Annotated in this window: 21 protein-coding genes; 8 read left to right on the top strand and 13 right to left on the bottom strand. The window is 63.6% G+C overall.

Annotation, left to right across the window (positions count from 1 at the left end; translation table 11 throughout):
- Positions 1-88: 88 nt before the first annotated feature.
- The 7 genes from V7S54_RS08740 to V7S54_RS08710 all read left to right on the top strand — a co-directional run bounded on the left by V7S54_RS08740 (position 89) and on the right by V7S54_RS08710 (position 8,264).
- The gene (locus V7S54_RS08740; RefSeq protein ID WP_442892550.1) at positions 89-1,576 is read left to right on the top strand and encodes an ABC transporter substrate-binding protein; all 1,488 of its coding nucleotides are present in this window, start codon (positions 89-91) and stop codon (positions 1,574-1,576) included.
- A 62-nt stretch (positions 1,577-1,638) separates the two neighbouring features.
- Positions 1,639-2,562: an ABC transporter permease gene (locus V7S54_RS08735; RefSeq protein WP_336408254.1), complete on the top strand. Its 924-nt coding sequence runs from the start codon at positions 1,639-1,641 to the stop codon at positions 2,560-2,562.
- 4 nt (positions 2,563-2,566) lie between these two features.
- Positions 2,567-3,421 carry an ABC transporter permease gene (locus tag V7S54_RS08730; RefSeq protein WP_065373265.1) on the top strand — a complete coding sequence of 285 codons (855 nt, stop codon included), beginning with the start codon at positions 2,567-2,569 and terminating at the stop codon, positions 3,419-3,421.
- Positions 3,418-5,157 (top strand): peptidase M14, encoded by a 1,740-nt coding sequence (locus V7S54_RS08725; protein WP_336408253.1) that lies wholly within the window; start codon positions 3,418-3,420, stop codon positions 5,155-5,157. The genes V7S54_RS08730 and V7S54_RS08725 overlap by 4 nt, the downstream gene beginning before the upstream one ends.
- A gap of 262 nt (positions 5,158-5,419) precedes the next feature.
- Positions 5,420-6,094, top strand: a complete 675-nt coding sequence (locus V7S54_RS08720; protein WP_336408252.1) for a response regulator transcription factor — start codon at positions 5,420-5,422, stop codon at positions 6,092-6,094.
- Positions 6,091-7,428 carry a sensor histidine kinase gene (locus V7S54_RS08715; RefSeq protein WP_336408251.1) on the top strand — a complete coding sequence of 446 codons (1,338 nt, stop codon included), beginning with the start codon at positions 6,091-6,093 and terminating at the stop codon, positions 7,426-7,428. The genes V7S54_RS08720 and V7S54_RS08715 overlap by 4 nt, the downstream gene beginning before the upstream one ends.
- Positions 7,429-7,637: 209 nt before the next feature.
- Complete coding sequence (locus tag V7S54_RS08710) at positions 7,638-8,264, top strand: outer membrane protein (protein WP_336408250.1); 627 nt, start codon at positions 7,638-7,640, stop codon at positions 8,262-8,264.
- A gap of 108 nt (positions 8,265-8,372) precedes the next feature.
- On the opposite strand, the gene V7S54_RS08705 is transcribed toward V7S54_RS08710, so the two are convergent.
- The 8 genes from V7S54_RS08705 to V7S54_RS08670 form a co-directional block, all read right to left on the bottom strand.
- Entirely contained in the window at positions 8,373-9,902 is a 1,530-nt protein-coding gene (locus V7S54_RS08705) for an FGGY-family carbohydrate kinase (protein ID WP_336408249.1), read from the bottom strand.
- Between the two features lie 126 nt (positions 9,903-10,028).
- A complete protein-coding gene (locus tag V7S54_RS08700) occupies positions 10,029-10,871 on the bottom strand; it encodes a class I fructose-bisphosphate aldolase (protein ID WP_057251794.1) in 843 nt (280 codons plus the stop codon).
- On the bottom strand, positions 10,844-12,592 hold the full coding sequence (locus V7S54_RS08695; protein ID WP_336408248.1) for a glycerol-3-phosphate dehydrogenase/oxidase: 1,749 nt from the start codon (positions 12,590-12,592) through the stop codon (positions 10,844-10,846). The genes V7S54_RS08700 and V7S54_RS08695 overlap by 28 nt, the downstream gene beginning before the upstream one ends.
- A 12-nt stretch (positions 12,593-12,604) precedes the next feature.
- Positions 12,605-13,600: an aldo/keto reductase gene (locus V7S54_RS08690; protein WP_336408247.1), complete on the bottom strand. Its 996-nt coding sequence runs from the start codon at positions 13,598-13,600 to the stop codon at positions 12,605-12,607.
- Complete coding sequence (locus tag V7S54_RS08685; RefSeq protein ID WP_336408246.1) at positions 13,597-14,607, bottom strand: sugar-binding transcriptional regulator; 1,011 nt, start codon at positions 14,605-14,607, stop codon at positions 13,597-13,599. The genes V7S54_RS08690 and V7S54_RS08685 overlap by 4 nt, the downstream gene beginning before the upstream one ends.
- A 2-nt stretch (positions 14,608-14,609) precedes the next feature.
- Positions 14,610-15,599 (bottom strand): ABC transporter permease, encoded by a 990-nt coding sequence (locus tag V7S54_RS08680; RefSeq protein WP_058322902.1) that lies wholly within the window; start codon positions 15,597-15,599, stop codon positions 14,610-14,612.
- 28 nt (positions 15,600-15,627) lie between these two features.
- Complete coding sequence (locus tag V7S54_RS08675; RefSeq protein ID WP_336408245.1) at positions 15,628-17,172, bottom strand: sugar ABC transporter ATP-binding protein; 1,545 nt, start codon at positions 17,170-17,172, stop codon at positions 15,628-15,630.
- A 59-nt stretch (positions 17,173-17,231) separates the two neighbouring features.
- Positions 17,232-18,260, bottom strand: coding sequence for a substrate-binding domain-containing protein (locus V7S54_RS08670; protein WP_057251800.1), 1,029 nt, complete (start codon positions 18,258-18,260; stop codon positions 17,232-17,234).
- 236 nt (positions 18,261-18,496) lie between these two features.
- On the opposite strand from V7S54_RS08670, the gene V7S54_RS08665 reads away from it, so the two are divergent.
- Positions 18,497-19,483, top strand: a complete 987-nt coding sequence (locus V7S54_RS08665; protein WP_336408244.1) for a substrate-binding domain-containing protein — start codon at positions 18,497-18,499, stop codon at positions 19,481-19,483.
- Between the two features lie 64 nt (positions 19,484-19,547).
- Here the strand turns inward: V7S54_RS08665 and V7S54_RS08660 are convergent, their stop codons facing one another.
- The 5 genes from V7S54_RS08660 to V7S54_RS08640 are packed head-to-tail and all read right to left on the bottom strand — an operon-like array spanning position 19,548 to position 24,582.
- Entirely contained in the window at positions 19,548-20,813 is a 1,266-nt protein-coding gene (locus V7S54_RS08660) for an ABC transporter substrate-binding protein (RefSeq protein WP_336408243.1), read from the bottom strand.
- 23 nt (positions 20,814-20,836) lie between these two features.
- Entirely contained in the window at positions 20,837-21,673 is an 837-nt protein-coding gene (locus V7S54_RS08655; RefSeq protein ID WP_336408242.1) for a carbohydrate ABC transporter permease, read from the bottom strand.
- Positions 21,670-22,584 (bottom strand): carbohydrate ABC transporter permease, encoded by a 915-nt coding sequence (locus V7S54_RS08650; RefSeq protein ID WP_336408241.1) that lies wholly within the window; start codon positions 22,582-22,584, stop codon positions 21,670-21,672. Before V7S54_RS08650 ends, V7S54_RS08655 begins: the two co-directional genes overlap by 4 nt.
- Positions 22,577-23,743, bottom strand: coding sequence for an ABC transporter ATP-binding protein (locus V7S54_RS08645; protein ID WP_336408240.1), 1,167 nt, complete (start codon positions 23,741-23,743; stop codon positions 22,577-22,579). Before V7S54_RS08645 ends, V7S54_RS08650 begins: the two co-directional genes overlap by 8 nt.
- The gene (locus V7S54_RS08640; protein ID WP_065373282.1) at positions 23,740-24,582 is read right to left on the bottom strand and encodes a metallophosphoesterase family protein; all 843 of its coding nucleotides are present in this window, start codon (positions 24,580-24,582) and stop codon (positions 23,740-23,742) included. Before V7S54_RS08640 ends, V7S54_RS08645 begins: the two co-directional genes overlap by 4 nt.
- Positions 24,583-24,678 lie beyond the last annotated feature (96 nt).

Here is a 24,678-nt window from a genome sequence, read left to right as displayed (position 1 = left end):
CGCTTTCTTTCCTAGAGAAGGCTGTCGAAACAGGAGTGAGTAAATGATCAACAAAAAGGGGATCCACGCCGCTTTCATCGCCCTTGCGATGGCCGGCAGTTTCATGACCGCAGCCCCGGCCTTTGCCGCCGGCACGCTGACCGTGTCGTCGCCGCAGGATCCGGGTAGCTGGGACCCGGTCGACACCTTCCTCGTCAACTGGGCGTCCGTCGCCACCAACATTTATGACGGCCTGACCTATCGCGGTTCGGATCTCAAGCTCGTGCCCGGCCTTGCCACTTCGTGGGAAGAGCTCGACGGCGGCAAGCGCCTGCGCTTTACGCTGCGCGAAGGCGTCAAGTTTCACAATGGCGAGCCATTCAACGCCGAAGCGGTGAAGTTCACCTTCGACCGCCTGCTCGGCGAGGAAGGTTCCAAGGGGCCGCAGAAGTCCAACTATGCCGTGATTGAAAAGGTCGAGATCATCGACGAGAAGACCGTCGACCTGCATCTGAAGACCCCGGATCCGGTGCTGCTGACCAAGCTTGCCGGCTACGGCGCGATGATCGTGCCGCCGAAGTACATTCAGGAGAAGGGCGAGGACTACTTCAACGCCCATCCGGTCGGAACCGGCCCGTTCAAGTTCGTCTCCTACGAGCCGAAGGTCGGCATCAAGCTCGAAGCCTTTGCCGATCATTGGGGCGGCGCGCCGAAGCTTTCGAACCTCAACTACCGCTTCATCTCGGAGCCGGCGACCGCCGTTGCCGAACTGCAGGCCGGCCGCGTCGATCTCGTGATCCCGCCGACCATTCCGATCGGCATGATCCCGACCATCCAGGACGACAGCAACCTGGAGATCGTCACCAGCGCCGGCCCGACGGTCTACGCTCTGCGCTTCAACACCCGCGACGGCATCACCAAGGATCCGAAGGTGCGCAAGGCGCTCATCCTCGGCGTCGATCGCGACACCATCATCCAGTCGATCCTCGGCGGCCAGGCGGACCCGATCGCCAGCTTCCAAGGCAAGCTCTCCTTCGGCTTCGACCCGGCGATGAAGCCGCTGCCCTACGATCCCGAACAGGCCAAGGCCCTTCTGAAGGAAGCCGGTGTTGCGCCGGGCGCCTCCGTGCAGATCGACGTTCGCGGCAACGATGCGACCTTCAACGAGGTCGTACAGGCGATTGCCAGCTACCTGCAGCTGATCGGCATCAACGCGACGATCAAGCCCTATGAAACCAACGTTCTGCTGAACGACATCATCCCGGCCGGCAAGACCGGCGCGATGTTCCAGCAGTCCTGGGGTGGCTGGACACTCGACTACGACAACACCGCCTACTCCATGTACCACTCCGGCGAAAAGTGGAATCCCTACGACCAGGATGCGGAACTCGACAAGCTGCTCGAATCCCAGCGTTCGATCACCGATCGGGCCAAGCGCGAGGAGATCCTCAAGCAGATCGCCAACTACGCCGGCGACCGGTCGCTCGAGATGCCGCTTTACAACCTCAATGCCATCTTCGGCGTGAGCAAGCGCGTCAAGAACTTCACGCCGGTGCCGGACAGCCGCCTGCGGCTCACGGACGTGACGGTCGAGTAAACAATCCGGTCCGCCGCCGCGCGCGTGAGGCGGCGGACCATTTTCTTTAAAGGGCGGGTCACTTGGCCGGATTTCTAATCAAACGTTTTCTGCAGGCGGTCTTCGTCGTGTTCGTCGTGACACTGACCGTTTCCTATGCCATCCGGTTCACCGGCGACCCGGCCCTGATGCTGGCGCAGGGCGCCGGCAGCGTGACTGAGGAAGACCTCGTGCGCATCCGCGAGGGGCTCGGCCTCAACCAGCCGTTCCTTTCGCAATATGCCGACTTCATCAAAGGCATGTTCACGCTCGATTTCGGCCGCTCCTTCCTCGGCGGCACCCCGGTTTCGCAGCTGATTGCCTCTGCCCTGCCGGCGACCATGCTGCTCGCTTTCGCCTCGCTGATCGTCTCGATCGCGATTTCCATCCCGCTTGGTATCCGCGCCGCCGTCGCGCGCGGCAAGTGGGCGGATCAGACGATCCGCATCCTATCGCTGATCGGCCTGTCCTTCCCGAACTTCTGGCTGGCGATCATGCTCGTGCTGTTGTTCTCGATCGTTCTGAAATGGCTGCCACCGAGCGGCATGGACGGCTTTGCGAGCTTCATCATGCCGGCGCTGACCATGGGCATCATCCTGACGGCGACGAATGTGCGGCTGGTGCGCACCGCGATGCTGGAAACCCTGCAGTCGCAATACATCATGGTTGCCCGCGCCAAGGGCCTCAGCGAAACCAAAGTGCTCTACAAGCATGCGCTGCGCAATTGCGCGATCCCGCTGATCACCTATTTCGGCCTGCAGTTCGGCGGCCTGCTCGGCGGCATCGTCGTCGTCGAACTCGTCTTCAACTGGCCGGGCATGGGCACGCTCGCCTTCGATGCGGTCGCCTCGCGCGACTACCCCGTGCTTCAGGCGGTCATCACGGTGCTTTCCCTGATGATCGTGTTCGTCAATCTTCTGGTCGACATCGCCTATGGCGTAGTCGATCCGCGCATCCGGACGGAGTGAGCCGATGACCACCAAGGCTGCAAACACCCGCTTCGCCCGCTTCCGCAACCTCGAATTCATTCTCGGTGCGCTTTTGACCGGCGGCATCTGCCTGGCCGTGCTCTTCTCCGGCGTGCTCTTTCCAGGCGGTGTCGACAAGATCGACCTGATGGCGCGCCTGACGCCGCCCTTCGTCAACTGGGCCCATCCGCTCGGCACCGACCCGCTCGGGCGCGACGTGCTCGCCCGCGTGGTTGCCGGCGGCAAGATCTCGCTGCTCGTCGGCCTGACCTCGGTTGCCGGCGCCGTCGTCGTCGGCGTGGTCATGGGGCTCGTTTCGGGCTATTATCGCGGCTTCTGGGATATGCTCGTCATGCGCTTTGCCGACGTTCAACTCGCGCTCCCCTTCATCCTGCTTGCGATCACTTTCATCGCCATCGTCGGCGGCGGGCTGACCAACACCATCATCCTCCTGATCGTTTCGCAGTGGGTGCAATATGCCCGGCTGGTTCGCGGTTCGGTGCTGTCGCTGCGCGAGCGCGAGTTCATCCAGTCGGCCCGCGCCATCGGCGTTCGCGACTACAAGATCCTGTTCCAGCACCTGCTGCCCAACCTGATCGGGCCGGTCATCGTGCTGATGACCTTGAACGTCGCCAACAACATCCTGCTCGAAAGCAGCCTTACCTTCCTCGGCCTCGGCGTCGATCCGCTGATCCCGAGTTGGGGTGGCATGCTCGCCGACGGCCGCACCTACCTGCAGAACGCGTGGTGGGTCAGCGTCTTCCCGGGCCTCGCGATCCTGCTCACCGTCCTCGGCCTCAATCTTCTCGGCGACTGGCTGCGCGACAGCCTCGACCCAACCGGTAGAACTTCACGATGACGACGATTTTCGAAGGCGCCTTCGAGCGCACGCTCGATACCCTTCTCACCACCTACGGCAAGGAAGCGGCCCGCGGCACCAAGCTCGAAGCCTGGCTCTTCGACGATGCCGCCAGCCGCAAGGCGGCGGAACAGAAGCTTGCGAGCTTCGGCGTGAAGGCGACACTCAGGAGCGCCTACAAGCCGCTGCTGCATTTCTTCCTCGAAGAGATCGACCGCGCAGCGCTCGCCCAAGTCACCATCTCCTATCCTCAACACGAGGGCGCGCCCCAGAACCGTTTCCTGCTCGAAGCCTATCCGCTTGCCGCTCTCGTCGGCGATGCCGATATCCGCTTTGAGGCCGGCAGCAAGGCAGCCTTCACCTACGACGTCGCGCTGACTTTCCACGATGGGCGCCAGCAAAGCCACGCAGTCTTCGCGCCAAACCGTATCCATACCGATTTCGTCGGCGAGACCCTGCTGTCGCCGACCGGCTGGGTCCGTCTCGACGAAGGCTGCGACAAATGTCGCGAATGCCATCTCGAAACCGACTATGAGCGGCTCTTTGCCGGTACCATGCGGGCGATTGCCGACCATGCCTGGGGCGACAGCGAGCCCTATTTCGAAGAGCTCAACATTCGCGTGACTCTGCCGATCACCGACTTCCGCCTGCCCATCGGCGAAGAGGTCGTGAGCCTTCGTGAGGCGCTGCACGAGGACTTCTATTTCTCGCTGCTCGAAGTCTTCCAGAAGAAGTCCGGTCGTCCCCTCGGCGACCGCGGGCTGAAACCCGGCCAGATCATACCGGAGATCGTCTTTGGCGTCGGCAAGCCGACCGTCGTTGTCGAAGTGCGGCCCTTGCAGGCAGGTGATGCCGAGGGCGAAGCCCAGGCGCTCGAAACCGCCGAAGCGCCGCTGACGGTGGCGCAGATCGATGCCGAACTGGCCGCGATCGACGGCCAGCCCTTCGAGGCACAGTCGCGCGCCGGCCGATCGGTCAATGCCCGCTACCACAAGGGGACCGATGCGCCGGTCATGATCAGCGGCGGCCAGCATCCGAACGAGACGACCGGCATTGTCGGCGTGCTGCGCGCAGCCCAGGCGCTTGCCGCCCGCGCCGGCACCCATTTCACCATCTCGCCGCTCGAAAACCCCGACGGCTACGCCGTGCATCAGCGGCTACGGGTGGACAATCCGCTGCACATGCATCACGCCGCCCGCTACACAGCACTTGGCGATGACCTCGAATACCGCACTGGCGCAGCGCTCAACGAGCGCGAAATCCGCAAGGAAGCCGAACGCCTGACCGGCGCGCAGCTGCACGTCAACCTGCACGGCTACCCGTCGCACGAATGGACTAGGCCGCTGTCCGGCTACGTGCCGCGCGGCTTTGCCATGTGGACCCTGCCCAAGGGCTTCTTCCTGATCATGCGCCATCATGCCGAATGGACCGACCGCGCCGAACGGCTGGTCGAGGCAGTCACCGAGCGGCTTGCCAAGGTTCCGGGTCTGCTCGCCTATAACGACGCGCAGATCGCCCTCTACGAGACCCACGCCGGCGAAACCGGCTTCCGGATCATCAACGGCTTTCCCTGCATGATCTCGGTCGACGACCGCCACACGGCGCCGCTGACGCTGATCACCGAATATCCGGACGAGACCATCTATGGCGATGCCTTCATCGCTGGCCACGACGCCCAGAAGGAAACGGTGCTTGCCGCCTACGACGCGTTTCAGCGGATGATGGCCATCGCCTAAAGCCTCACAGGGCGACGGTACCCAGTGCCGCCGCCCAAAAGCCGACCCCTTGAGCGTTCCCCGCAAGCGACAAGCCGCCGCTGGCGATTTTGGCCATCCGACGCCCCACCACCGAATACGGTAAAGCCTGACGAGGCTGCATTGCCGTGCCATTGCGTGTCCCGCTAGAACCGGCACACGTCCGCGCACCCATGCGCCGCAACGTTGCTGCAATCCTCGTCGACCAGACGTGAGGCAACATCTATCGTATTCGGAGAATTCAATGCGCCTGCTCCTTGTCGAGGACGAGCTGGAAATGGCGGCGGCGCTCAGCGCCGCGCTCGGCCGCTACGACATGATCCTGGATCATGCGCCAACGCTCGACCATGCATTGGCGGCGCTCGCCAATCACGTGCATGACGGCATCATCCTCGATCGCCAATTGCCCGATGGCGACGGGCTGTCACTGATCCCGCGCGTCCGTGCGCTGAAATCCGGAATTCCCGTGATTGTTCTGACCGCGCGTGGCACGGTCGACGAGCGTGTCCGTGGCCTCGACATGGGCGCCGACGACTATCTCGCCAAGCCCTTTGCCGTGGAAGAACTGTTGGCGCGGATCCGCGCCCTCATGCGGCGTTCGCCGGATATCGCCCCGATGACGGCGCGCATCGGCAAACTCGTCTTCGATTTCGACGGCAGGCAGGCGCAGGTGAACGGCCAGTTGCTCGACCTGCCCCGTCGCGAACTGCTGGTGCTGGAAACGCTGGCGCGGCGGCAGGGCCGCACCGTGCAGCGCTCGACCTTGGAGGAATCAGTCTACGGCTATGATGACGAGATCCAATCCAACTCGCTCGACGCGCATGTCTCGCGACTGCGCCGCAAGCTTGCCGACACCGGCGCCGGCGTGGAGATCCACAGCATCCGCGGCGTGGGTTATCTGCTGAGGCCTTCCCCATGAGCACGTCATCCGTCAACTCGTTGAAGAAGCGCCTGATCTGGCAGATCCTCACCTTTCAGGTGCTGCTGTTGATGGCGGTCATCGCCGGCCTCATGGCATTGCTGACGCGCGCCGATCTTGGCGGAAAGTTCCTCGATGCCGACGCAGCTTCGGTCGCAGCCGGCGCGATCCGGTCGGATCCCACAGGTGGATTGTCGCTGGTCGAGACACCGCAATTGCTTGCCATGCGGGCCGAGTCTCCTGATTTCTGGTTCGTCGCGAGAAACGAACGCGGCGACATGATCCGCAGCGGCCCCGTGCCGGACGCCTACCGCAACATTGGCGAACATCTGGATCGGATCGCCTTTGGCGACATGCGAGACAGCGTCGAGCCCTACACGCTCTCGTCGATCGTGCGCTCGGTGACCACGGAAAGCGGAACCTATACGGTGCTTGCGGGCGGCGGCCGGCTGTGGAGCGCGTCCTTCGCGGTTTTCCTGCTGGCAAACCTGGTGCTGCTTCCGATCGTGCTCATCGTCGTGCTGATCCCGGCCCTTGCCATCCCGATCATCGTCAGGCGTGCCTTTGCCGGCCTCGCCGATATGGTCGATCAGGCCAAGAAGATCGACGTCGATCGCCGCGGCGCCCGCTTGTCCGATCATCGGGTTCCCGGCGAAGTGCGTCCGCTGGTAGAGGCATTCAACGGCGCACTGCAGCGACTGGACGAAGGATACGAACGGCGGCAACGTTTCATCCTTGACGCAGCACATGAGCTGAGGACCCCGGTCGCGATCCTGCAGACGCGGCTGGAAAGCATGGACGCCGGGCCGCTCAGAAACCGCCTGTTGATCGATTCCAATCGCATCGCGGGGCTTGCGGAACAGTTGCTGGACCTTGAGCGGATCGATCGCGATGGCGCGGACTTTTCCACGCTCGACCTGGTGTCGCTGTGCCGTGACGTCGCCGCCGATCTTGCTCCGCTCGCGCTTTCGGCCGGCTGCGAACTCTCCTTCGCTTCGGACGTCGAGCGTGTTGTTGCGCGCGGCGATGCCGGCGCCATCGAGCGGGCGGTCACCAACCTGGTGCGCAATGCGATCGAGCATGCCGGTGGTCTCATCACCATCCGCGTCGAGCGCGGCGGCGTGATCGAGGTCACCGATGAAGGCCCCGGCATTCCCGAACGCGAGCGTGAACGCATCTTCGAGCCGTTCCATCGCCTGCAGCCGCGCGACCACGGCGCCGGCCTCGGCCTGCATTTGGTCAGCGAAATCGTTGGTCGCCATAAGGGCCACATTTCCGTTGTCGATGAACCCGCCGGCGGCGCCTGCTTCCGCATCACCTTGCCCGCGGCATGATACAGATCGCGCGGCACCCAACATGATTAACAGACAATTAATAACGAAATCAGCAGCTTAGTTAATTTGTGCAATGTTGGCGCAATCCGTGGAGCCGACAAAGGATGCGCATCTTCCAAGCTTCGCGACCGCGCTACCCGGCACGAGACGCGAAATGGAAGAACCGAAGCGCCGCGAAGGGCGCCCTATCCAATCCACGGAGCAATATCATGCGGCAATCCAGCAAGTTTTCGATCTGGTCCAGTCTTACCCTGCTAACCTTCCTCGGCGTCCAGCAGTCCCAGGCAGCCGACCTCTCCGCGCCCTATTATCAGGATCCGCCAGCCTTTAGCTGGAGCGGCGCCTATGTCGGTGCGCATGGTGGCCTCGGCTTCACCGGAAGCCCCAATCCCTTCGCCGATCACAACGGCGTCGCGCTCGGCGTCCAGGCCGGCTACAACATGCAGGCCGGCCCGGGCATCGTCGGTGCCGAGATCGAGGGCTCCTACCTCGGCGACACGGAGCACAAGGTCAATGGCGGCAAGCTCAAGGAAAAATGGCGCGGTGCGATCAAGGCGAAGGCCGGCCTCACCTTCGACCAGACGCTCGTCTACGGCACAGCCGGCTATGCGATGACCAACTACAAGAAAGGCGGCGATGTTCGCAACGACGTCGGCTTCAAGGGCGGTTATCTCGTTGGCGCCGGCATCGAGCAAGCCTTCGCAGGCGGCCTGTCGGCCAAGCTTGAGTACAACTACATCATGACGCCCGATGTCCGCACCAGCACCGTTTCAGGCTCCAGTGAAGAGGACATCAACAGCCACGTCATCAAGGCCGGCATCAACATGCGCTTCTGACGGGGCCGCCGGTTCGCGGCGGCGCCCCCTGCTAAGCCGACGACCTTCCCGAAAGCGGGCCTGCGGTTGCAGGCCCGGCAAACGGCAGGACGTCACGCCGAGATCGGATCACTCCGCCGCTTCCCTCGCCAACGGCTCTGATGTCGCCAGCCGGCGCCAGATCGGCGCCATGGCGGTGGCGATCTCACCGTAGATCGCGAAGCGGCGGTCATAGTGCGCGCCGAGCGCGGCATTGGGCCGGTAGTGGCGCTCGGTTTGGACCATCGCCGCAGCGCCGGCGGAAATGTCCGCAAAGAGACCGATGCCGGCACCCGCCGTGATCGCTGCGCCGAGCGCGCCGGTCTCGCGCGAACGCGCGACCGTCACCGGCACATCAAGCACATCGGCAAAGATCTGCGGCCAGATCAGGCTGCGCGATCCGCCGCCCGAAAGCACCGCCTCGTCGAAAGTAGCACCTGCGGCTCGCATCGTCGCGATGTGCTGCCGATGACCGAAAGCGACGCCTTCGAGCACGGCGCGCACCAGATGGCCCTTGGTGTGCCAGCCGGCGACGCCGTAGAAACCAGCCCGCGCGTTGCCGTCCTGCTGCGCGCCATAGAGGAACGGATGGTAGAGCGGATCGTTCGCCGCCGGCTCGATCTCGGCCGCCAACTGGCAACAAAGGTCAAAGGGCGAGCGGCCGTCCTTGCCGTCGTGCGGAAAGAGTTCACGGACTAGCCATTCGAGATTGGCGGCCGACGTCGCGCTCGCCTCGATCGCCATGTAGCGGCTTCGATCGAAGGTCGAGAACATGAAGATCGGATTGCTCAGGTCCGGCTGATCGATGATGACCTGGTTGATGCTCCAGGTGCCGGCGATGATCGAGGCCGCCCCCGTTTTTGTGACGCCGGATCCAATCGCCGAGGCGACCACGTCGAAGAGGCCGCCGACGACAGGCGTACCGGCCGCCAGTCCCGTTTGCGCGGCTGCTTCTTCACTCACCCTTCCAACAATCGCGTCGCTTTCGGCGAGATCCGGCAACAGGCCCATGCAGTCGTGAAGGCCATAGGCCTTCATCAGCCCATCGTCATAACGTCGCCCGGCGACGTCGAGCAGCCCCGCTCCACTCATGTCGGAGACGTCGCTGACGCGGGCACCGGTCAGGCGATTGACGACGAAGTCCTTGCAAAGAAACACCGTGCCAATCTTGGCGAAGAGGTCCGGGCGAAAGCGTTTCAGCCAGGCAAGCAGCGTCGGCGTCTGCGATGGCCAGGGCCGCTGCCCGGCGATCGGATAGGTGCGCTGGCCGACGCCTTCAGCTTGCCATTCCTCCACGAGGCCGGCTGCGCGGGTATCGAGCGACTGGATGCCGATCAAAGGCGCGCCGGTACGATCCAGCGCATAGAGGCCGTTGCCATGCCCGGCGCAGCCGATCGCCGCGATCTCATCAGCACGGATACCGGCACGCTCGATACAGGCGCGGATCACCACCTTTGCGTGGCTCCAGAGCTCACCGAGCCCTCGCTCGACATGGCCGGGCGTCGGAACCTGGCTATGCCCTTCCTCAGCGGCCATCGCGATCTCGTTGCCCTCTCGGTCAAAAAGCACCGCCTTGATCACGGTGTTCCCGGCGTCGATCCCGAGCAGATACTCTCCCATGCGCGAACCCCTCCCAAGGTTCTAAATCCGTTCGGCCGAGACGTCGCCGCTGTCCTCCACGGCGACGCGCTCCACCCTGTCACAAAAGGCGTCGCGCCCTGAGGCGCGATGCCATCCCAGCGATTCTCAGCCGCGCTGATAGAGCGCGTAAGCTTCTTCGCCGCCCGCATCCTCATGGATGATCGCCATCAGCCCGCGCACGACGGCGCTCGGATTGGCGTGCTGGTAGATGTTGCGGCCATAGACCATGCCCATTGCGCCCTGGCGCATCAAGGCCGCCGATTTGGCAAAGACGTTGCGCAGATCTTCCTTGCCGCCGCCGCGCACCAGGACCGGGCAGCGCGCCGCCTCGACGACCCTGTGGAAATCTTCCGCGTTGGTGGTCGGGTCCGCCTTGACGATATCGGCTCCCATCTCGCGCGCAAGCCGGGTCAGGGTCACGATCTTCTCGGCATCGCCATCGACCATGTAACCGCCCTGTTCGGTCACCGGCTGCATTACCAGGGGCTCGATCATCAGCGGCATGCCGTATTTGTCGCAATCGGCCCGCACCCGCGAGATATTGGCGACGCATTGGCGGAAGAGATCGGGCTCGTCCGGCAGCATGAAGAGGTTGACGACGACGCAGGCGGCGTCCATCGCCAGCGCGCCGATCAGCGGCTCGGCCTCGTTCTGCAGCACCGCCCACATGTGCCGGTGGCGGATGCGGTTATAGGGGTTGCCCATGTCGAGACGCATGACGAGCGCCGGCTTGTCCTTGCCGGGCACGTCCTGCAAGAGGTCAGCCTGGCCATAGTTCATCTGGATCGCGTCCGGTGCCGCCGCAACCAGAGCCTTCACCACGGCGGACATGTCTTCGAGACCGTTGAGGAAGGACGGTTCGTTGCAGACGCCATGATCGATCGCGACATCGAGGCAACGTCCGCCACCGAAGAGACGGTTCATCCGGACCTTGCTGTTGTTTCGCATAATGCACTCCTTTGTTCGTTCCGTGCGGAGAGGGTTTCCTCGTCGACGCCATGGCGCTCGGTGAGGAGGGTGAGAAAGCGTTTGCGCTCGTGATCGGCGCGGGCCAGCGACCAGTGCTTTTCGGCCGCGAGCAAAGCGAGAGCAGCCTCGGCCATGTCGAGCGAGAGTTCGCCAGATATCGCCAACGTGCTGCGACGCAGCACGAGATCGTCGAGATGTTCGACGGCTTCGTTGCGGACCAGGAACTGCAGCTCCCGCGCGGAGTAATCCGGATGTGGCAAGGCGTGGTCGGCACCGCCAGCGATGAAATCGGCGACCTGCCTCGAGCCCGTTCCATAACGCGTAAACAACGTGCGCATGCGCTCGCGCGAAAGTCCGGTGGATGCCGCAACGTCGTCGATCCATGTATCGCGATCGGACGGATACTGCCGCCCGCCGCCAATGGCGCGCTCGCCGGTACTGACATGGCGCGCCCGGCCCAGACGCTCCAATGTGAGATCTGCCGCCATTTCGCCGAAGGAGCGGAAGGTCGTCCACTTGCCGCCGATCATGCACAGCACCGGCGGGCCATCGTCGACAGCTTCGACGAAGGTGCAGAAATGGTCGCGCGGGATGCGTCCGGTAAAACTGTCCTCGCTTGCCGGCAGCGGCCGCACGCCCGAGAACTGGAAGACCACTTCTTCGGGCCGGATCCGGATATCGGGTAGCACGAAGGCGAGCGACTGCAGGATGTAGTCGCGCTCGTCCGGCTCACAGCGCACGGTTCCCGGGTCGTCGACGCGGATATCCGTCGAGCCCACCAGCACCTTGCCGAGATAGGGAAAGAGGATGCAGATGCGGCCGTCCTCGTTCTCATAATAGATCATGTGGCCGTCGAGCGCTTTCATCAGCGCCGGATTGTCGATGATCAGATGCGATCCCTTGGTGCCGCCCATCAGCGGCGCCGGCTTTGACGTCGAGGGAAACAGCGCTCCGTTGGCGATATCGATCCAGCCGCCAGTGGCGTTGATGATAAGCGTGGGCTCGATCGAAACGACCGCGCCGCTGACACCGTCCTTCAGCTCGTATCGCCCGGGCGCCGCAAGGACCAGTTCGGCATAGTTGAGCGCACGGGCATGTGGGCCGGCAGCAAGTCCGTCCTTCAGGAGCTCAAGACCGAGACGCTCCGGCTGGCTGACCCAGGCGTCGTAGTAGGTGGCGGAACTCTTGATGTCGGGATTGAGCGCCGGCCAGCGGGAAAGCGTTGCGCGTCGCCCGCGAAAGGCGTGCTTCGGCATCAGCGCGCGTTTGCGCGTCAGGAAATCATAGATGCCGAGGCCCAGCTTGACCGCAACGGCGCCACGGCGGCTCGGGCGACGGGTCAGGCCCAGAAACCGCACGGCCCCGTTTGCGAGACCGGAGAAGATATCGAAGATCGGAACCGTCGTCGGCAGCGGCGCTACGTAGTGCGGCGCGTTCTTCAGCAGCCGGTCACGCTCGACCAGCGATTCACGCACCAGGCTGAACTCACCGTTTTCGAGATAGCGAAGGCCGCCATGCACCATGCGCGACAGCGCAGCACTGGCGCCCGAACAGTAGTCGTGCTTCTCGACGAGCAGCACGTTTATCCCTTGCAGCGCCAGCTCGCGAAAGACGCTGAGGCCGTTGATGCCGCCGCCGAGGACGCACACGTCCACCTTCGGGCTCGCGGCGAGCCCGTTGAAAATCTCTTCGCGGTTCATGATGCCAGCCCGTTACCTGTCCATGTTCGCCAGCTTCGCCGCGATCGCCGCGTCGATGGTCGAAAGGTCGTCCTGATCGAGCCGGATCGTTCCGGCCCGGGCATTGTCGAGCGCCTGGCCCGGATTGCGTGCGCCGCAGAGCGCGAAGGTTACGCCCTCCTGTTCAAGCGTCCAGGCAATCACGATCTGGGCGATCGTCGCGCCATGCTTCTCGGCGATTGGCCGGATCGTCTTGGCAAAGGCCGCGACCTTCTCACGATTGCCGACGGAGAAGCGCGGATTGTCGCGACGCTGGTCGTCACCTGAGAAAATGCGCACTGGTCCGATGCCGCCCGAAAGAAGCCCGAGCGCCAACGAGGAGTAGCTGAGCGTCGCGACGCCGTTGCGCCTCGTCAGTGGCAAAAGATCGGCTTCGATCTCGCGATCGATCATGCTGAAGCGTTCCTGGATCGCATCAAGCCCGCCGATTGCGATGTATTGTTCCAGTTCGCCGCGGCCGACATTGCTGGCGCCGATCGCCCTGATCTTGCCCGCCTGGCGCAGCTCTTCGAGGGCGGCCATGGTTTCCTCAATCGGCGTCGTCGGGTCCTGCCAGTGGGTGATGTAGAGGTCGATATAGTCGGTGCCGAGCCGCTTCAGGCTCTGCTCGACCTCATGGCGGATGGCATCTCGGCCGAGGTAGCGATGCACCGGCTTGCCGTCCTGGTCGAAGAAGTGCCGCCCCTTGTCCGTATGCCAGACGAGACCGCATTTGGTGGCGATGATGGCCTTGTCGCGCCGGCCGGCAAGCGCCTTGCCGACGATTTCTTCCGAACGCCCGAGGCCGTAGGCGGGCGCCGTGTCGATCAGCGTCACGCCGGCGTCGAGCGAGGCCTGGATCGCGGCGATCGATTCCCGCTCGTCGGTGCCGCCCCACATCCAGCCGCCGATCGCCCAGGTGCCGAGCCCGACGGCCGAAGCCTTCACGCCCGATCGGCCGATCTCGCGCATCAACTGTTCCCCACTCATGCCAGAAGTCCCTTTTCGCTTGCCATGGCGAGCACCCGCTCACCGGTCGCCTCGTCCGTTACCAGTGTGTCGAGATGCCGTCCGCGCATGACGCTGAGGATCGGTCCCGCCTTGTTCGGGCCGCTCGCCACCCCGATCTTCGTCGGGATCGAGGCGAACTCCTCAAGCGTCAGCGACACCAGCGAACGGTTGAGGCTGTAGTCGCAGACGCGGCCCTCATCATCGAGCAGATGGGCGAGCAGTTCGCAGCTCGCGCCGGAGCGCTCGATCGCCGCCCGGTCGGTGCTCGATGACGGATGCAGGTCGTAGTAACTCGAATCGTCTGACAGGATCGAACCGATGCCAACCACCGCGACCTTCGCCTCTCGCGCCCTGCCGAAAACGTCGGCCACCGCGCGCATATTGATCAGCATCGCCCGCTCGGCAGCGCTGTCGGCAAAAAGCGGCGCATGGATCTGAAAGGACCGGCCGCCGAGCCGGTCGGCCATCAGCGTCGAGACGTGGTTGACGTCGGTATAGTGCTTGCCCTGGACGCAGCCGGTCGCCGGGATCACCTCGACATCGAAGCGGCGCGGCGCCTGCAGCCCGGCGACGACGGCACTGACGCCCTTGCCGCCGGTGATGCAGATGGTGTCGCCGTCGCCGATCTCTTCAAGCAGCAGGCGTGCTGCCGCCTCGCCGACCGCCTGAAGCGCGGTCTGCAGGTTGTCGGAAACGGTGGGCACGACGATCGCACGGCGAATGCCGCCGATCGCCAGCAGTTGCTCCTCCATGTCGACCAGAGGCTCGATCGGCGACTTGATCTTGATCTCGACCAGGCCGAGCTGGCGGCCGCGCTTGATCAGCCGGTTGACGGTCGGCTGGGAAATGCCGAGCCGGTCGGCGATCTGCGACTGGGTCAGCCCTTCGAGGAAGTGCAGGACCAGCGCCTGGTGCATCTGCCTGGCGACGACGAGTTCCTCGCGTGCATTTGAAACCGGGGTCAAGGTGGGTTTGGCAATCGGCATGTTCAGACGGCCTTCCGCTTGTGCAGCAAGTGGTCGATGGAAACGGCAGCTAAGAGAATGCAGCCTTTGATCATGTCCTGCCAATAGACGGACACGTCGAGCAGGATCAACGAACTGGTGACGACCGAAAGCAGCGCGATGCCGAGAATGGCGCCGAGGATCGTGCCCGAGCCGCCGTTGAGCGAGGCGCCGCCGATGACGGCCGCCGCGATGATGTTGAGCTCCATGCCGACGCCGAAGGTCGGCGTCGCGGCGCCGAAGCGCGACATGTAGATGACGCCGGCGACACCGGCGAGCGTCGAGCAGAGCACCGTCACCCAGAACTTCACCTGCTTGGTCTTGATGCCAGAGTAGAGCGCCGCCTTCTCGTTGCTACCGGTATAGAACACCTTGCGGAAGGCGGTTGCCCGACGGAGCAGGAAATCGAAGAGGATGACGACCGCAACGAAGATCAGGATGACATAGGGAACGCCGTGGAAGGTGCCCTGCCCCACGGCCTTGAACGAGGCCGGCAGCGTGAACAGTGACAGAGGGGTGCCCTTGGTGATGACCAGGCAGAGACCGCGCACGATCACCATCGCCGCCAGCGACGTGATGAAGTGGTTGAGGCCGACGATGGTGACGAAAAAGCCCATGATCATGCCGATCATGCTACTTGCAAGGATGCCGACCAGCGAGGCCGTCCAGGGATCGACGCCGGCGAGGAACAGTGAGCCGGCAAGCACCATGGCGAAGCAGACGACCGAGCCGACGGCAAGGTCGATGCCGCCGACGATCAAGAGGATCGTCATGCCGACGACGACAATGCCTTCGACCGAGAAGCTCATCAGCATGGCGCGCATGTTGCCGAAGGTGAGAAAATGCGGCGAGGCGAAGCTCATGACGATCCCGAGTGCGAGGATGATCGCGATCAGCCCTGCTTCGCGCATCGTGCCGATGCGTTTCCAGGCCGGCGCCTGCCTCTCGGTTGCAACCATCGTATCAACTGCCATTTCCGCCTCCCCGGCTCTTTCCGTTCTTTCAGGCGACATGTGCTGCCCCGCCTGTTGCGATCTGATCCGTCTGCGTCACGCCGGACGCCAGGCGGATCACCGCCTCCTCGCTCATATCCGTGTCATCAAGCTCGCCGGCGATCGCGCCCTCCCTTATCACCAGCACCCTGTCGCAAAGCCCAAGCAGTTCCGGCAGTTCCGATGAGATGACGACAATGCCGATGCCGGCTTCCGCCAGTTCGCGCAGCAGCCGATGGATTTCGGACTTCGCGCCAACGTCGATGCCGCGCGTCGGCTCGTCCATCAGGATGACCTGAGGCCGAACGGCCAGCTGCTTGGCGATCGCCACTTTCTGCTGGTTTCCGCCCGAAAGCGACGAGACCGGCATGTCGATGCCGCCCATGCGCACCCCGAGGCGCCGCACGAAATCGCGCGCCAGATCAGCCTCGGCTCTGGAATTCAAAAGCCCGAGCGGACCCGTCAGCGTCTTCAGATCGAGGACAGAAATGTTCTGGGCGATCGACAGTTCGGTGAAGACGCCGGAGCCCTTGCGATCCTCCGAGAGATAGACGATGCCGGTGTTGACGGCATCGCGGTAGTTGCCGATCCGCTGGACTTTTCCGCGCAGGGTGATCTCGCCCCTAGACTTGGCCCGAAGACCACATATCGCTTCGGCGATCTCGGTGCGGCCGGATCCAATCAGGCCACCGATGCCAAGGATTTCACCGCGACGGAGATCGAAGGAAACACTGTCGATGCGATCGCCATCGCTCAAGTTACGGACAGAAAGGATGGTCTCGTCCGAGCGGGCTTCCGGCGCTTGTTTCGGTGGATAGAGCTGGCTGATCTCGCGGCCGACCATGCGGCGCACGACATCGTCGGGCGTCACGTCCGAGATCTTCTCGGTAACCACATGGCGCCCGTCGCGAAACACCGTGACCCTGTCACAGAGCGAGAAAATTTCGGCCATGCGGTGGCTGATATAGATGATCGAAATGCCCGCTGCCTTGAGGTCGCGGATGATGCCGAACAGCGCCTGGGCTTCGGCTTCCGTCAACGCCGCGGTCGGTTCATCAAGGATCAGCACGCGGCAGTCGAGCGTCAGCGCCTTGGCGATCTCGACGAGCTGCTGGCTGGAAATGGCGAGGTCGGCAACCTTGCGGCGGACATCGATCGGCGCCAGCCGGTTCATCACGATCTGCGCCTCACGCTCGAGCGCGCCGTAGTTCATCAGCGGCGAGCGGCGGCGGTTGGTGGCGGCCATGAACATATTTTCCGCCACGGTCGCATCCGGGCAGAGCGCGATTTCCTGGTGCACGAGGCCGATGCCGAGTGTCTGGGCGATCGCCGGCGAACCGATCTTGACGACCGTTCCGTCAACGAGGATCTCGCCTTCGTTCGGCTGCAACACACCGGCAATAATGTTCATCAGCGTCGACTTGCCCGCGCCGTTTTCGCCGCAAAGCGCGTGGATCTCTCCTCGCTCCAGCCGAAAATCCACCTCGGTCAACGCCTTCACCGCACCGAAATGCTTGGTGACGCGCCGGACCTCCAGAACCGGTTGTGCTGTCATGCCGTCCTCCACCCGTAGTCCTGGCTGCCCGGAAACGACCGGGCAGCCAATTCACATCCTTACTCGTCGATACCCTTGGTACCACGACGCTTCAGGTACTTGTCCCAGTAGAAGTCGTCGGCATTCTCGGCGGTGACGATCGAAAGACCGTTGTCGACGAAGGGAATGCTCATCGGGTTGAATCCGGCGCGCTTGGCGTCGTTCATCGGGTCGATCAGTTCTGGATGCTTGGCCATCCACAGAAGCATGAAGCCCATATAGCCCTGCATGCCCTGGTTCGGGTTGATCGAGCCGAAGACTTCGCCGGCCTTGATCATGTCGAGGATGTTGGCGTTGACGTCGGCGCACATGACGAGCACCTTGCCGCCGCTTTCCTTGCTCGCCTGGGCCGCACCGATTGCCGAGTTCGCTTCCGGCATGAACACGGCGCCGAGGTTCGGATTGGCCTGGATGATGCTCATCAGACCCTGATAGGCCTTGTTCGGATCCTGGTTCGAGGCGGCGCGGCCGACGAGCTTCATGTCAGGCCACTTCTCGGCCATGCGGTTGACGAAGGCGGTGATGCGCTTGTCGTGGTTGTCTTGGCCGGGGTTTTCCAGAACCGCATATTCGCCCTTGCCACCCATCTTCTCGGCGATCGCGTCGGCGGCGTAGGTGCCTTCGCGGCTGTTGTCCGAGGTGATGAAGGAAACACGCTTCGACAGCGGCGAGTCCGCGGCGAAGGTGACGACGGCCGTGCCCTGGTCGATCGCCCTGTTGATCGGCTCGATGAACGGATCGGAGTTCATCGGGTGCACCAGTATCCCGGCCGGATTCTGGGCGAGCGCCTGGTCGAAGGTGGCGATCTGCTTGTTGACGTCATACTCCGGCGTGCCGGTATATTCGGTCTCGCAGCCGAACTGCTGGCCGGCCTGCTTGAACATCTCGTAGACCGGGAACCAGTATTCGACGCCGGATACCATGACGTTCATGACGTATTTTTCGCCGGGCTGGCAGCGAAACGGGTTTGTCGTTTCGGCGCTTGCCGAACCGGCCCAGAATGACGTTGCAATGACCGCCAGAGCGGTCGTGCTGAAAAATTTGCGCACGCGTTCCTCCTCGGGGCCGAAGCCCCTCCCAAAAACCGATGGACCGCCTGTTTGCGGCCGCTGAATATGTGAGTTCGCCGGAACTCCTCCTCGACTTCCGACGATTGCGATTAAAGCCGCGGACTCACCGACTGTCAATATAATTCATAGCATGAATAATAATTCATGCGCGATGTGAAAAAACAGCGAGGGGTGGCCTTCAATCTGCTGTCACGGGGATCGGCTAGAGGGCAGCGATGGCTACCCTGCAACAGATCGCCTTTCATGCTGGCTGCTCGCTGGCGACCGTCTCGCGCGTGCTCAACGGCGAAGGCCCCGTCAGCGACGAGATGGTGCGGCGCGTGCGTCGGGCCGCCGCCGAGCTCGGCTATCGGCCGGCGCTTGCAACGGGGCGCACCGCCAACCGCAGCCAACCGGTCGTCGGCGTGCTGGTGCCGAGCGTCACCAACCCGGTCTTTGCCGCCTCGCTGGCCGGCATCCAGCACCGCATGCAGGCGGCAAGCCATGGCGTTCTGATCGCGCAATCCAATTATGATCCCGCACTCGAGGCCCGCGCGGTGCGCTCGCTGCTCGAGCAGCGCCCGACCGGGCTGATCCTGACGCTCTGCGACGCCCGCACCAGCGAGGCGCTTTCGGCGGCGCTGCCGCCGACCGTGCTTCTCAACAACCGGCCTGTCGCCCGCTTCGCCGCCGCCGTCACCGTCGACAATTACCGCGCAGGCTACGAATTGACCCGGCATATCCTTGCGCATGGGCATCATCGCATTGTCGTGGTCACCGGCCATTTCCACTCCTCCGACCGGGCGCGCCTGCGTTACGACGGATATTCCGCCGCCATGCAGGAGGCGGGCGTCCAGCCGATGGAGGCTGTCGAGATCCCCTTCGTCGACGGTTACGAGAACCTCGACCTCGCGGCGGTCCTCGCGCATCACCGCCCGACGGCGATCATCGCCTCCAACGACCTGCTGGCGCTCGGCGTAATCGCGGCGCTCCGACGCGAAGGCCTTTCCGTACCGGATGATGTCTCGGTCGCCGGCTTCGACGGCATCGCCCTCGGGCGATTGATGAGCCCAACACTCACCACGATAGCGATGCCCGACGGAGACATGGGGCTTGCGGCGGCGGCGCTATTGCTCGACATGGCCGAGAACGCCTCCGGCTGCCGCCATCTCAACCTCGACTGCCGCCTCTACGCGGGCGGGACCGTTCGCCACCTCGTCTGAGCGACACAGGAACGCCGCCCGCGGAATTTCCTCCGGGGCGGCGACAATCATCAAGGAAATAGTATCAGCTGCGCGGCAGCAGGCTTTCGACTTCGGCTGCAGCCTCGTCCAGCGCCTCCTTCGGCGTGGCCGTCTGCTCGACGATGCGCGACAGGTTCTCGACGATTGTCTGCGTGACCTTCACACCGTTGCTGCCGGGGAAGGCATACCAGGGGCGCATCAGCGGCATCTGCTCGAGACCGGCGCGGAACAACGGGTTTGCCTTGTAGAAGTTAGCGAGATACTCCGGCGACTTGGCGGCGAGCTCGTTGTTCGGCACGTAGCCGGTACCGGGAACGACGACGGAGGCGCCATAGGGGCCGGCGGCGAACTTCGCGAATTTCCAGGCCGCTTCCTGCTTTTCGGCATCGCGCGTCAGGATGACGACGGCATTGCCGCCGGTCGGCAGCTTGCCGTTTACCGGATCGATCAGCGGGATGTGCGCGGTGCGCAGGTCGAACTTGCCGCCAACATTCTTGATCGTGTTGCGGAGCGCCCCGGTCGTCTGGAAGGCGAAACCGATCTTGCCGGCAACGAAGGCCTGCTCGCCAGCCTGCTTAGTCAGAACCGGCAGCCCACCTTCCTTGACCATGCGGTCGAGCACATCGACGGCCTTCTGGCCCTCGGGACCATTGAAGGCAACCTTGCTCTCGTCTTCGCTCAGCATGTCGCCGCCGGCGCCGAAAAGCAGTGCAGAGAACATCCAGTCGTCGCCCTGCCAGCGGAAGTCGATACCCTCGTTGCCGTCACCGAGCGCCTTGATCTTCGCCCCGAGCGCGATGACCTCGTCCCAGGTCTTCGGCGGGCTGTCCGGGTCGCCGCCGGCTTTGCGCACCAGATCGGCATTGTAGTACATGATCGGATTGGAGGTCGCGAAGGCAAGGCCCACCTGCTTGCCGCCCACCTGAGCGAGCTTCAGGATGGTGTCGGAAAAGCCCTGCTCGGCCATGTTGCCGTCCTTGGCGATGAACGGGCCGAGATCGACAGGGATATCGCGCTCGTTGACCATGCGCAGGCGGTTGAGACCGATGAAGGTGAGATCGGGCATCTCGGCCGTGCCGGCCTGACGCATGATCGTCTGGATGCCTTCCTCATAGGTCGCCGACGGATTGGCGAAAGTGATCTTGATGTCGGGGTTTTCTTCCATGAACTTCTTCGAGATCGTGTCCATCACGTCCTTGAAGAAGCCCGGCATCGGGTAGTGCACCGTCAGCATCGTCTCTGCATAAGCCGGTGCCGCGAGCATCAGCGATGCGGCAGCCGCGGTGAAAAGCTGTCTCAGATGTTTCATGGTTGCGCTCCTGGTTGGACCGTTCAGCCTTTGAGACCGGTCATGGTGATGCCCTCGACGAAACGCTTCTGCGCCAGCAGGAAAGCGGTCACGAGGGGAAGGGTAATGATGAGGGTCGCGGCCATCAGCGCGCCGTAGTCGTCGCCGGCTTCCGCGGCGCGGAAAAAGAGAAGGCCGAGCGGCGGAGTCGCGTAGTCCTGGTTGGTGACGACGATCAGCGGCCAGAAGAGGTCGTTCCAGTGGGCGACCACCGAAAAAATCGCAAAGGCGGTGATCGCCGGCCAGGCGTTCGGCACGATGACGCGCGCAACGATGCCGGCCTCCGACATGCCGTCGAGCCTTGCTGCATGGATCAGGTCGTCGGGCATGGCGCGGAAGAACTGCAGGAACAGGAAGATCGCAAAGACCGAGATCGAGAACGGCGCCACCAGTGCTGTGTAGCTGTTCAGCACCGAGAGCTTGTCGAAAGCGACATAGATCGGCAGCGCCGTCGCATGGATCGGTACCAGCAGTCCGAGCATGACCAGCACCATCATGGCGCGGGCCGCACGAAACTTCAGCTTCGCCATGGCATAGGCGCACGGAATGGCGACGACGATCTGGATGACGAAGATCAGTGCGCAGACGACAACGCCGTTGAAAAGCAGGGTCGTCATCGAGACGCGCGAGAGAGCCTTGGAGAAGTTCTCGATATAGGACCATTGCTGAGGGATCAGCGACAGCGACGAGGAGAAGATCTCGCTCTGCGCCTTGCCCGCGGTCGAGACCATGAAGATGTAGGGCGCGAGGAAGAGCAGTGCGCCAAACGAAAGGACCGCGAGGCGAACGATGCGAGCGACGGAAAGAGCGTTCGTGATCATGCGTAGTGCACCTTCCGGTCGAGCACGCGGTATTGCAGGAACATCAGGACGACGAGGATCGCGAGGAAGACGACGGTCATTGCCGAGGCGTAGCCGACGCGGAGATAGACGAAGCCTTCCTGGTAGATGGTGAAGAGCAACACCTCAGATGCCTTGTTCGGACCACCCTCGGTCAGCGTCTTCACCGTCTCGAACACCTTCACCGAATTGATGATGCTGATGGTGGCGACGAACAGCGTCGTCGGCCCGAGCATCGGCCAAGTCACCAGCCGGAAACGATCGAACCAGGATTTCGCCCCATCGACTTCGGCAGCGGCATAAAGTTCGCGCGGGATGGCGGTGAGGCCCGCGAGGAACAGCACCATGTTGAAGCCGACCGACTGCCAGACGCCGATGATCGAGAGGCCGTAGAGCACCGTGCCGGAGGCGCCGAGCCAGTTGGGGCCGGCAATGCCGAAGAGGGCAAGGAAGGTATTGATCGGGCCGATGGTCGGATGGAAAAGAAACTGCCAGACGGTCGCCATGGCAACGAGCAGCGAGGCGACCGGCAGGAAGTAGACCGTGCGGAAGAAGGCCCTTCCCTTGGTTTCCGCCTCGATCAGCATGGCGATCGCCAAAGCCAGCACGATCGAAACCGGCGTGACGATCACGGTGTAGACCGCGGTGTTCCAGAGCGAGCGACGGAAGGTGCGGTCGCCGAGAAGCTCGGCATAGTTTTCGAAGCCGACGAAACGCCAATTGCTGTAGCCGAGCTCGAAATCGGTAAAGCCGAGCACGATGACCGCGGCCGTCGGCAACAGGATGAAGAGGAAGAGAAGGGTGATGGCCGGGAGCGCGAGCAGCCAGGCGATGCGGGCTTCGCGGGTCGCGGGCTCCGCGAGTGCGGTTTCGAAGGTCGCGACGCTAGCCATGGATCTTCTCCAGGGACGCTGCGATCGCAACCGGCTCGGCCGGAAGGCGGGCGCCCTCCTGGTCGAAGAGCATCGCGCGGTCGGGCATGATCTCGACATCGACGGGCTGGCCTATGCTTAGCGATGCGGCGTCGGATGGCGCCGCCTTCGACGTCATCACCTCGCCGATCGCGTCGAGGCGGGCATGGACGATCACTTCCGAGCCGAGGAATTCCATCCGCTCGACCCGCGCGCTCAGCCGGCCGGCACCTTGCGGATTAAAGCGAACGAATTCCGGGCGGACTGCGAGCTTCACCGGTGCGTCAGGTGCCTGCCCCCGGTTCGCCATCAGCACGAGATCGCCGAAGCGAACGATGCCGGCGGCATCGGTGCGGGCTTCCACCACGTTGATCTTCGGCTGGCCGAGGAAGCGCGCGACTTCGACATGGGAGGGGTTGTCGTAGATCTCCTTCGGGTTCGCCAATTGCAGCAGATTGCCGCCGATCATGACGGCGACCCGATCGGCCATCGACAGCGCTTCCGACTGGTCGTGGGTGACATAGAGCGTCGGCACGCCGGCGCGGCGGTGGAGATCGACGATCTCGCCGCGGGCATGGACACGCAGGTTGGCGTCGAGATTGGATAGCGGCTCGTCCATCAGGAAGACGGCGGGGCGGCGCACCATGGCGCGGGCCAACGCCACACGCTGGCGCTGGCCGCCGGACATCTGGCCCGGTTTGCGGTCGAGCAGATGGTCGATCTTCAGCGCGCCGGCCATTTCCTTGACCTGGCGCTGGATATCGGTGCGGATCTGCTTCTGCCCTGGCATAAGATTGCCGATGACGGGAAGGCGCTGCGCCGCCGTCAGCCGCCGCATGGCGAGCGGCACGGCGATGTTTTCTCCCGCGGTCAGATGCGGATAGAGGGCATAGGACTGGAACACCATCGCGACATTGCGATCGGCCGCAGCCTTGCGCGCGACGCTGCGGCCGCCGATGACGATCTCGCCGGTATCGCCATGATCGAGACCGGCGACGATGCGCAGAAGCGTGCTCTTGCCGCAACCGGAGGGACCGACGAGCGCGATGAACTCGCCTGCCTCCGCCTCCAGGCTGACACCCTTCAGAATGGCATTGCCGCCATAGGATTTGGTGATGCCGCGCAGCGAAAGCACGCTCATTGCGCCGCCTCCACCTTAAGCTTCTTCTTGGCGGCGAGCGGATAGACCTCCTCGACGATCGGATCGAGCACGTGGCTGACGAGCCCCGGAACGGCAACGATCTCGCTCACGACGCCGGCTTCGCTGAACGTGTGCACGACGGCACCGACCAGCCGTTCGCCCGGCATCAGCCGCTCCAGGGTGTCGATGATGAAAGAGGTCGGCGGCGCCCAGACGAGCGACATTCCGGCGTGTTCCCCGGTCCAGGCCCAATGCAGATGGCCGCTTGCATGCAGCGCCACGCCGGACCCGGCGAAGAGATCAAACAGACGCCGGCGCTGGCGGGGGCGGATGCCCCAGTAGCCGGTGTCGCCTTCCTGCGGTTCATCGACGAAGAGCGGCTTGTGGGCAAAGACCGCCACCTTGCGCCCGTCGCGGTCTCGCAACTGCTCTTCCAGCCAGGCGAATTGCTTCTCCTCTTCCTCGTCCTCGAAGCCCACAAGAAGGCTGTTGAAGCCGACCAGTCGCCAATCACCGTGATCGGAGACCCAGTAGTCCGGGCCGGCGAGTCCGCGCCAGCGGGCAAGTCGCTCCGCATCGACCGGTTGGTGCGAGCCCGGCAGATGGCCGACGTCATGATTGCCGGGAACGACCAGCACCGGCATCGACAGCCGGTTGATCAGGCCCAGCGAAAAGGTGATGTCGTCCTCACGGTCGGCGCCGTCGATCGTGAGGTCGCCGGTGTGGATGACGAGATCAGGCGCCATTTCCTCGATCCAGGCGCGAACCGGCTCCCAATTGTTGTTGAAATGGCTCTTGGAGGGGCTGAGATGGGTGTCGCTGATCTGGACGATCTTCATGGGAACGGGCCTCCGACGATGGCTTCAAGACGTGCTCATCGGAGGGATTTCTCTCCCCTCCGATGCGGTTGGCCGCAGTCTTTAGGGGCTTGCCAT

The organism is Ensifer sp. CCNWLY38, from assembly GCF_037120565.1.
Classification (GTDB): domain Bacteria; phylum Pseudomonadota; class Alphaproteobacteria; order Rhizobiales; family Rhizobiaceae; genus Ensifer; species Ensifer adhaerens_H.
The sequence above is the reverse complement of the archived record's forward strand: the minus strand, read 5'-3'. Positions and strand labels throughout refer to the sequence as shown.

Coding starts and splice junctions, on each gene's coding strand:
- V7S54_RS08660 (WP_336408243.1), bottom strand. CDS start 20,813: ATGAAACATCTGAGACAGCTTTTCACCGCGGCTGCCGCATCGCTGATG.
- V7S54_RS08730 (WP_065373265.1), top strand. CDS start 2,567: ATGACCACCAAGGCTGCAAACACCCGCTTCGCCCGCTTCCGCAACCTC.
- V7S54_RS08690 (WP_336408247.1), bottom strand. CDS start 13,600: ATGAGTGGGGAACAGTTGATGCGCGAGATCGGCCGATCGGGCGTGAAG.
- V7S54_RS08675 (WP_336408245.1), bottom strand. CDS start 17,172: ATGACAGCACAACCGGTTCTGGAGGTCCGGCGCGTCACCAAGCATTTC.
- V7S54_RS08665 (WP_336408244.1), top strand. CDS start 18,497: ATGGCTACCCTGCAACAGATCGCCTTTCATGCTGGCTGCTCGCTGGCG.
- V7S54_RS08715 (WP_336408251.1), top strand. CDS start 6,091: ATGAGCACGTCATCCGTCAACTCGTTGAAGAAGCGCCTGATCTGGCAG.
- V7S54_RS08720 (WP_336408252.1), top strand. CDS start 5,420: ATGCGCCTGCTCCTTGTCGAGGACGAGCTGGAAATGGCGGCGGCGCTC.
- V7S54_RS08700 (WP_057251794.1), bottom strand. CDS start 10,871: ATGCGAAACAACAGCAAGGTCCGGATGAACCGTCTCTTCGGTGGCGGA.
- V7S54_RS08740 (WP_442892550.1), top strand. CDS start 89: ATGGCCGGCAGTTTCATGACCGCAGCCCCGGCCTTTGCCGCCGGCACG.
- V7S54_RS08705 (WP_336408249.1), bottom strand. CDS start 9,902: ATGGGAGAGTATCTGCTCGGGATCGACGCCGGGAACACCGTGATCAAG.
- V7S54_RS08655 (WP_336408242.1), bottom strand. CDS start 21,673: ATGATCACGAACGCTCTTTCCGTCGCTCGCATCGTTCGCCTCGCGGTC.
- V7S54_RS08650 (WP_336408241.1), bottom strand. CDS start 22,584: ATGGCTAGCGTCGCGACCTTCGAAACCGCACTCGCGGAGCCCGCGACC.
- V7S54_RS08680 (WP_058322902.1), bottom strand. CDS start 15,599: ATGGCAGTTGATACGATGGTTGCAACCGAGAGGCAGGCGCCGGCCTGG.
- V7S54_RS08645 (WP_336408240.1), bottom strand. CDS start 23,743: ATGAGCGTGCTTTCGCTGCGCGGCATCACCAAATCCTATGGCGGCAAT.
- V7S54_RS08725 (WP_336408253.1), top strand. CDS start 3,418: ATGACGACGATTTTCGAAGGCGCCTTCGAGCGCACGCTCGATACCCTT.
- V7S54_RS08710 (WP_336408250.1), top strand. CDS start 7,638: ATGCGGCAATCCAGCAAGTTTTCGATCTGGTCCAGTCTTACCCTGCTA.
- V7S54_RS08685 (WP_336408246.1), bottom strand. CDS start 14,607: ATGCCGATTGCCAAACCCACCTTGACCCCGGTTTCAAATGCACGCGAG.
- V7S54_RS08695 (WP_336408248.1), bottom strand. CDS start 12,592: ATGAACCGCGAAGAGATTTTCAACGGGCTCGCCGCGAGCCCGAAGGTG.
- V7S54_RS08640 (WP_065373282.1), bottom strand. CDS start 24,582: ATGAAGATCGTCCAGATCAGCGACACCCATCTCAGCCCCTCCAAGAGC.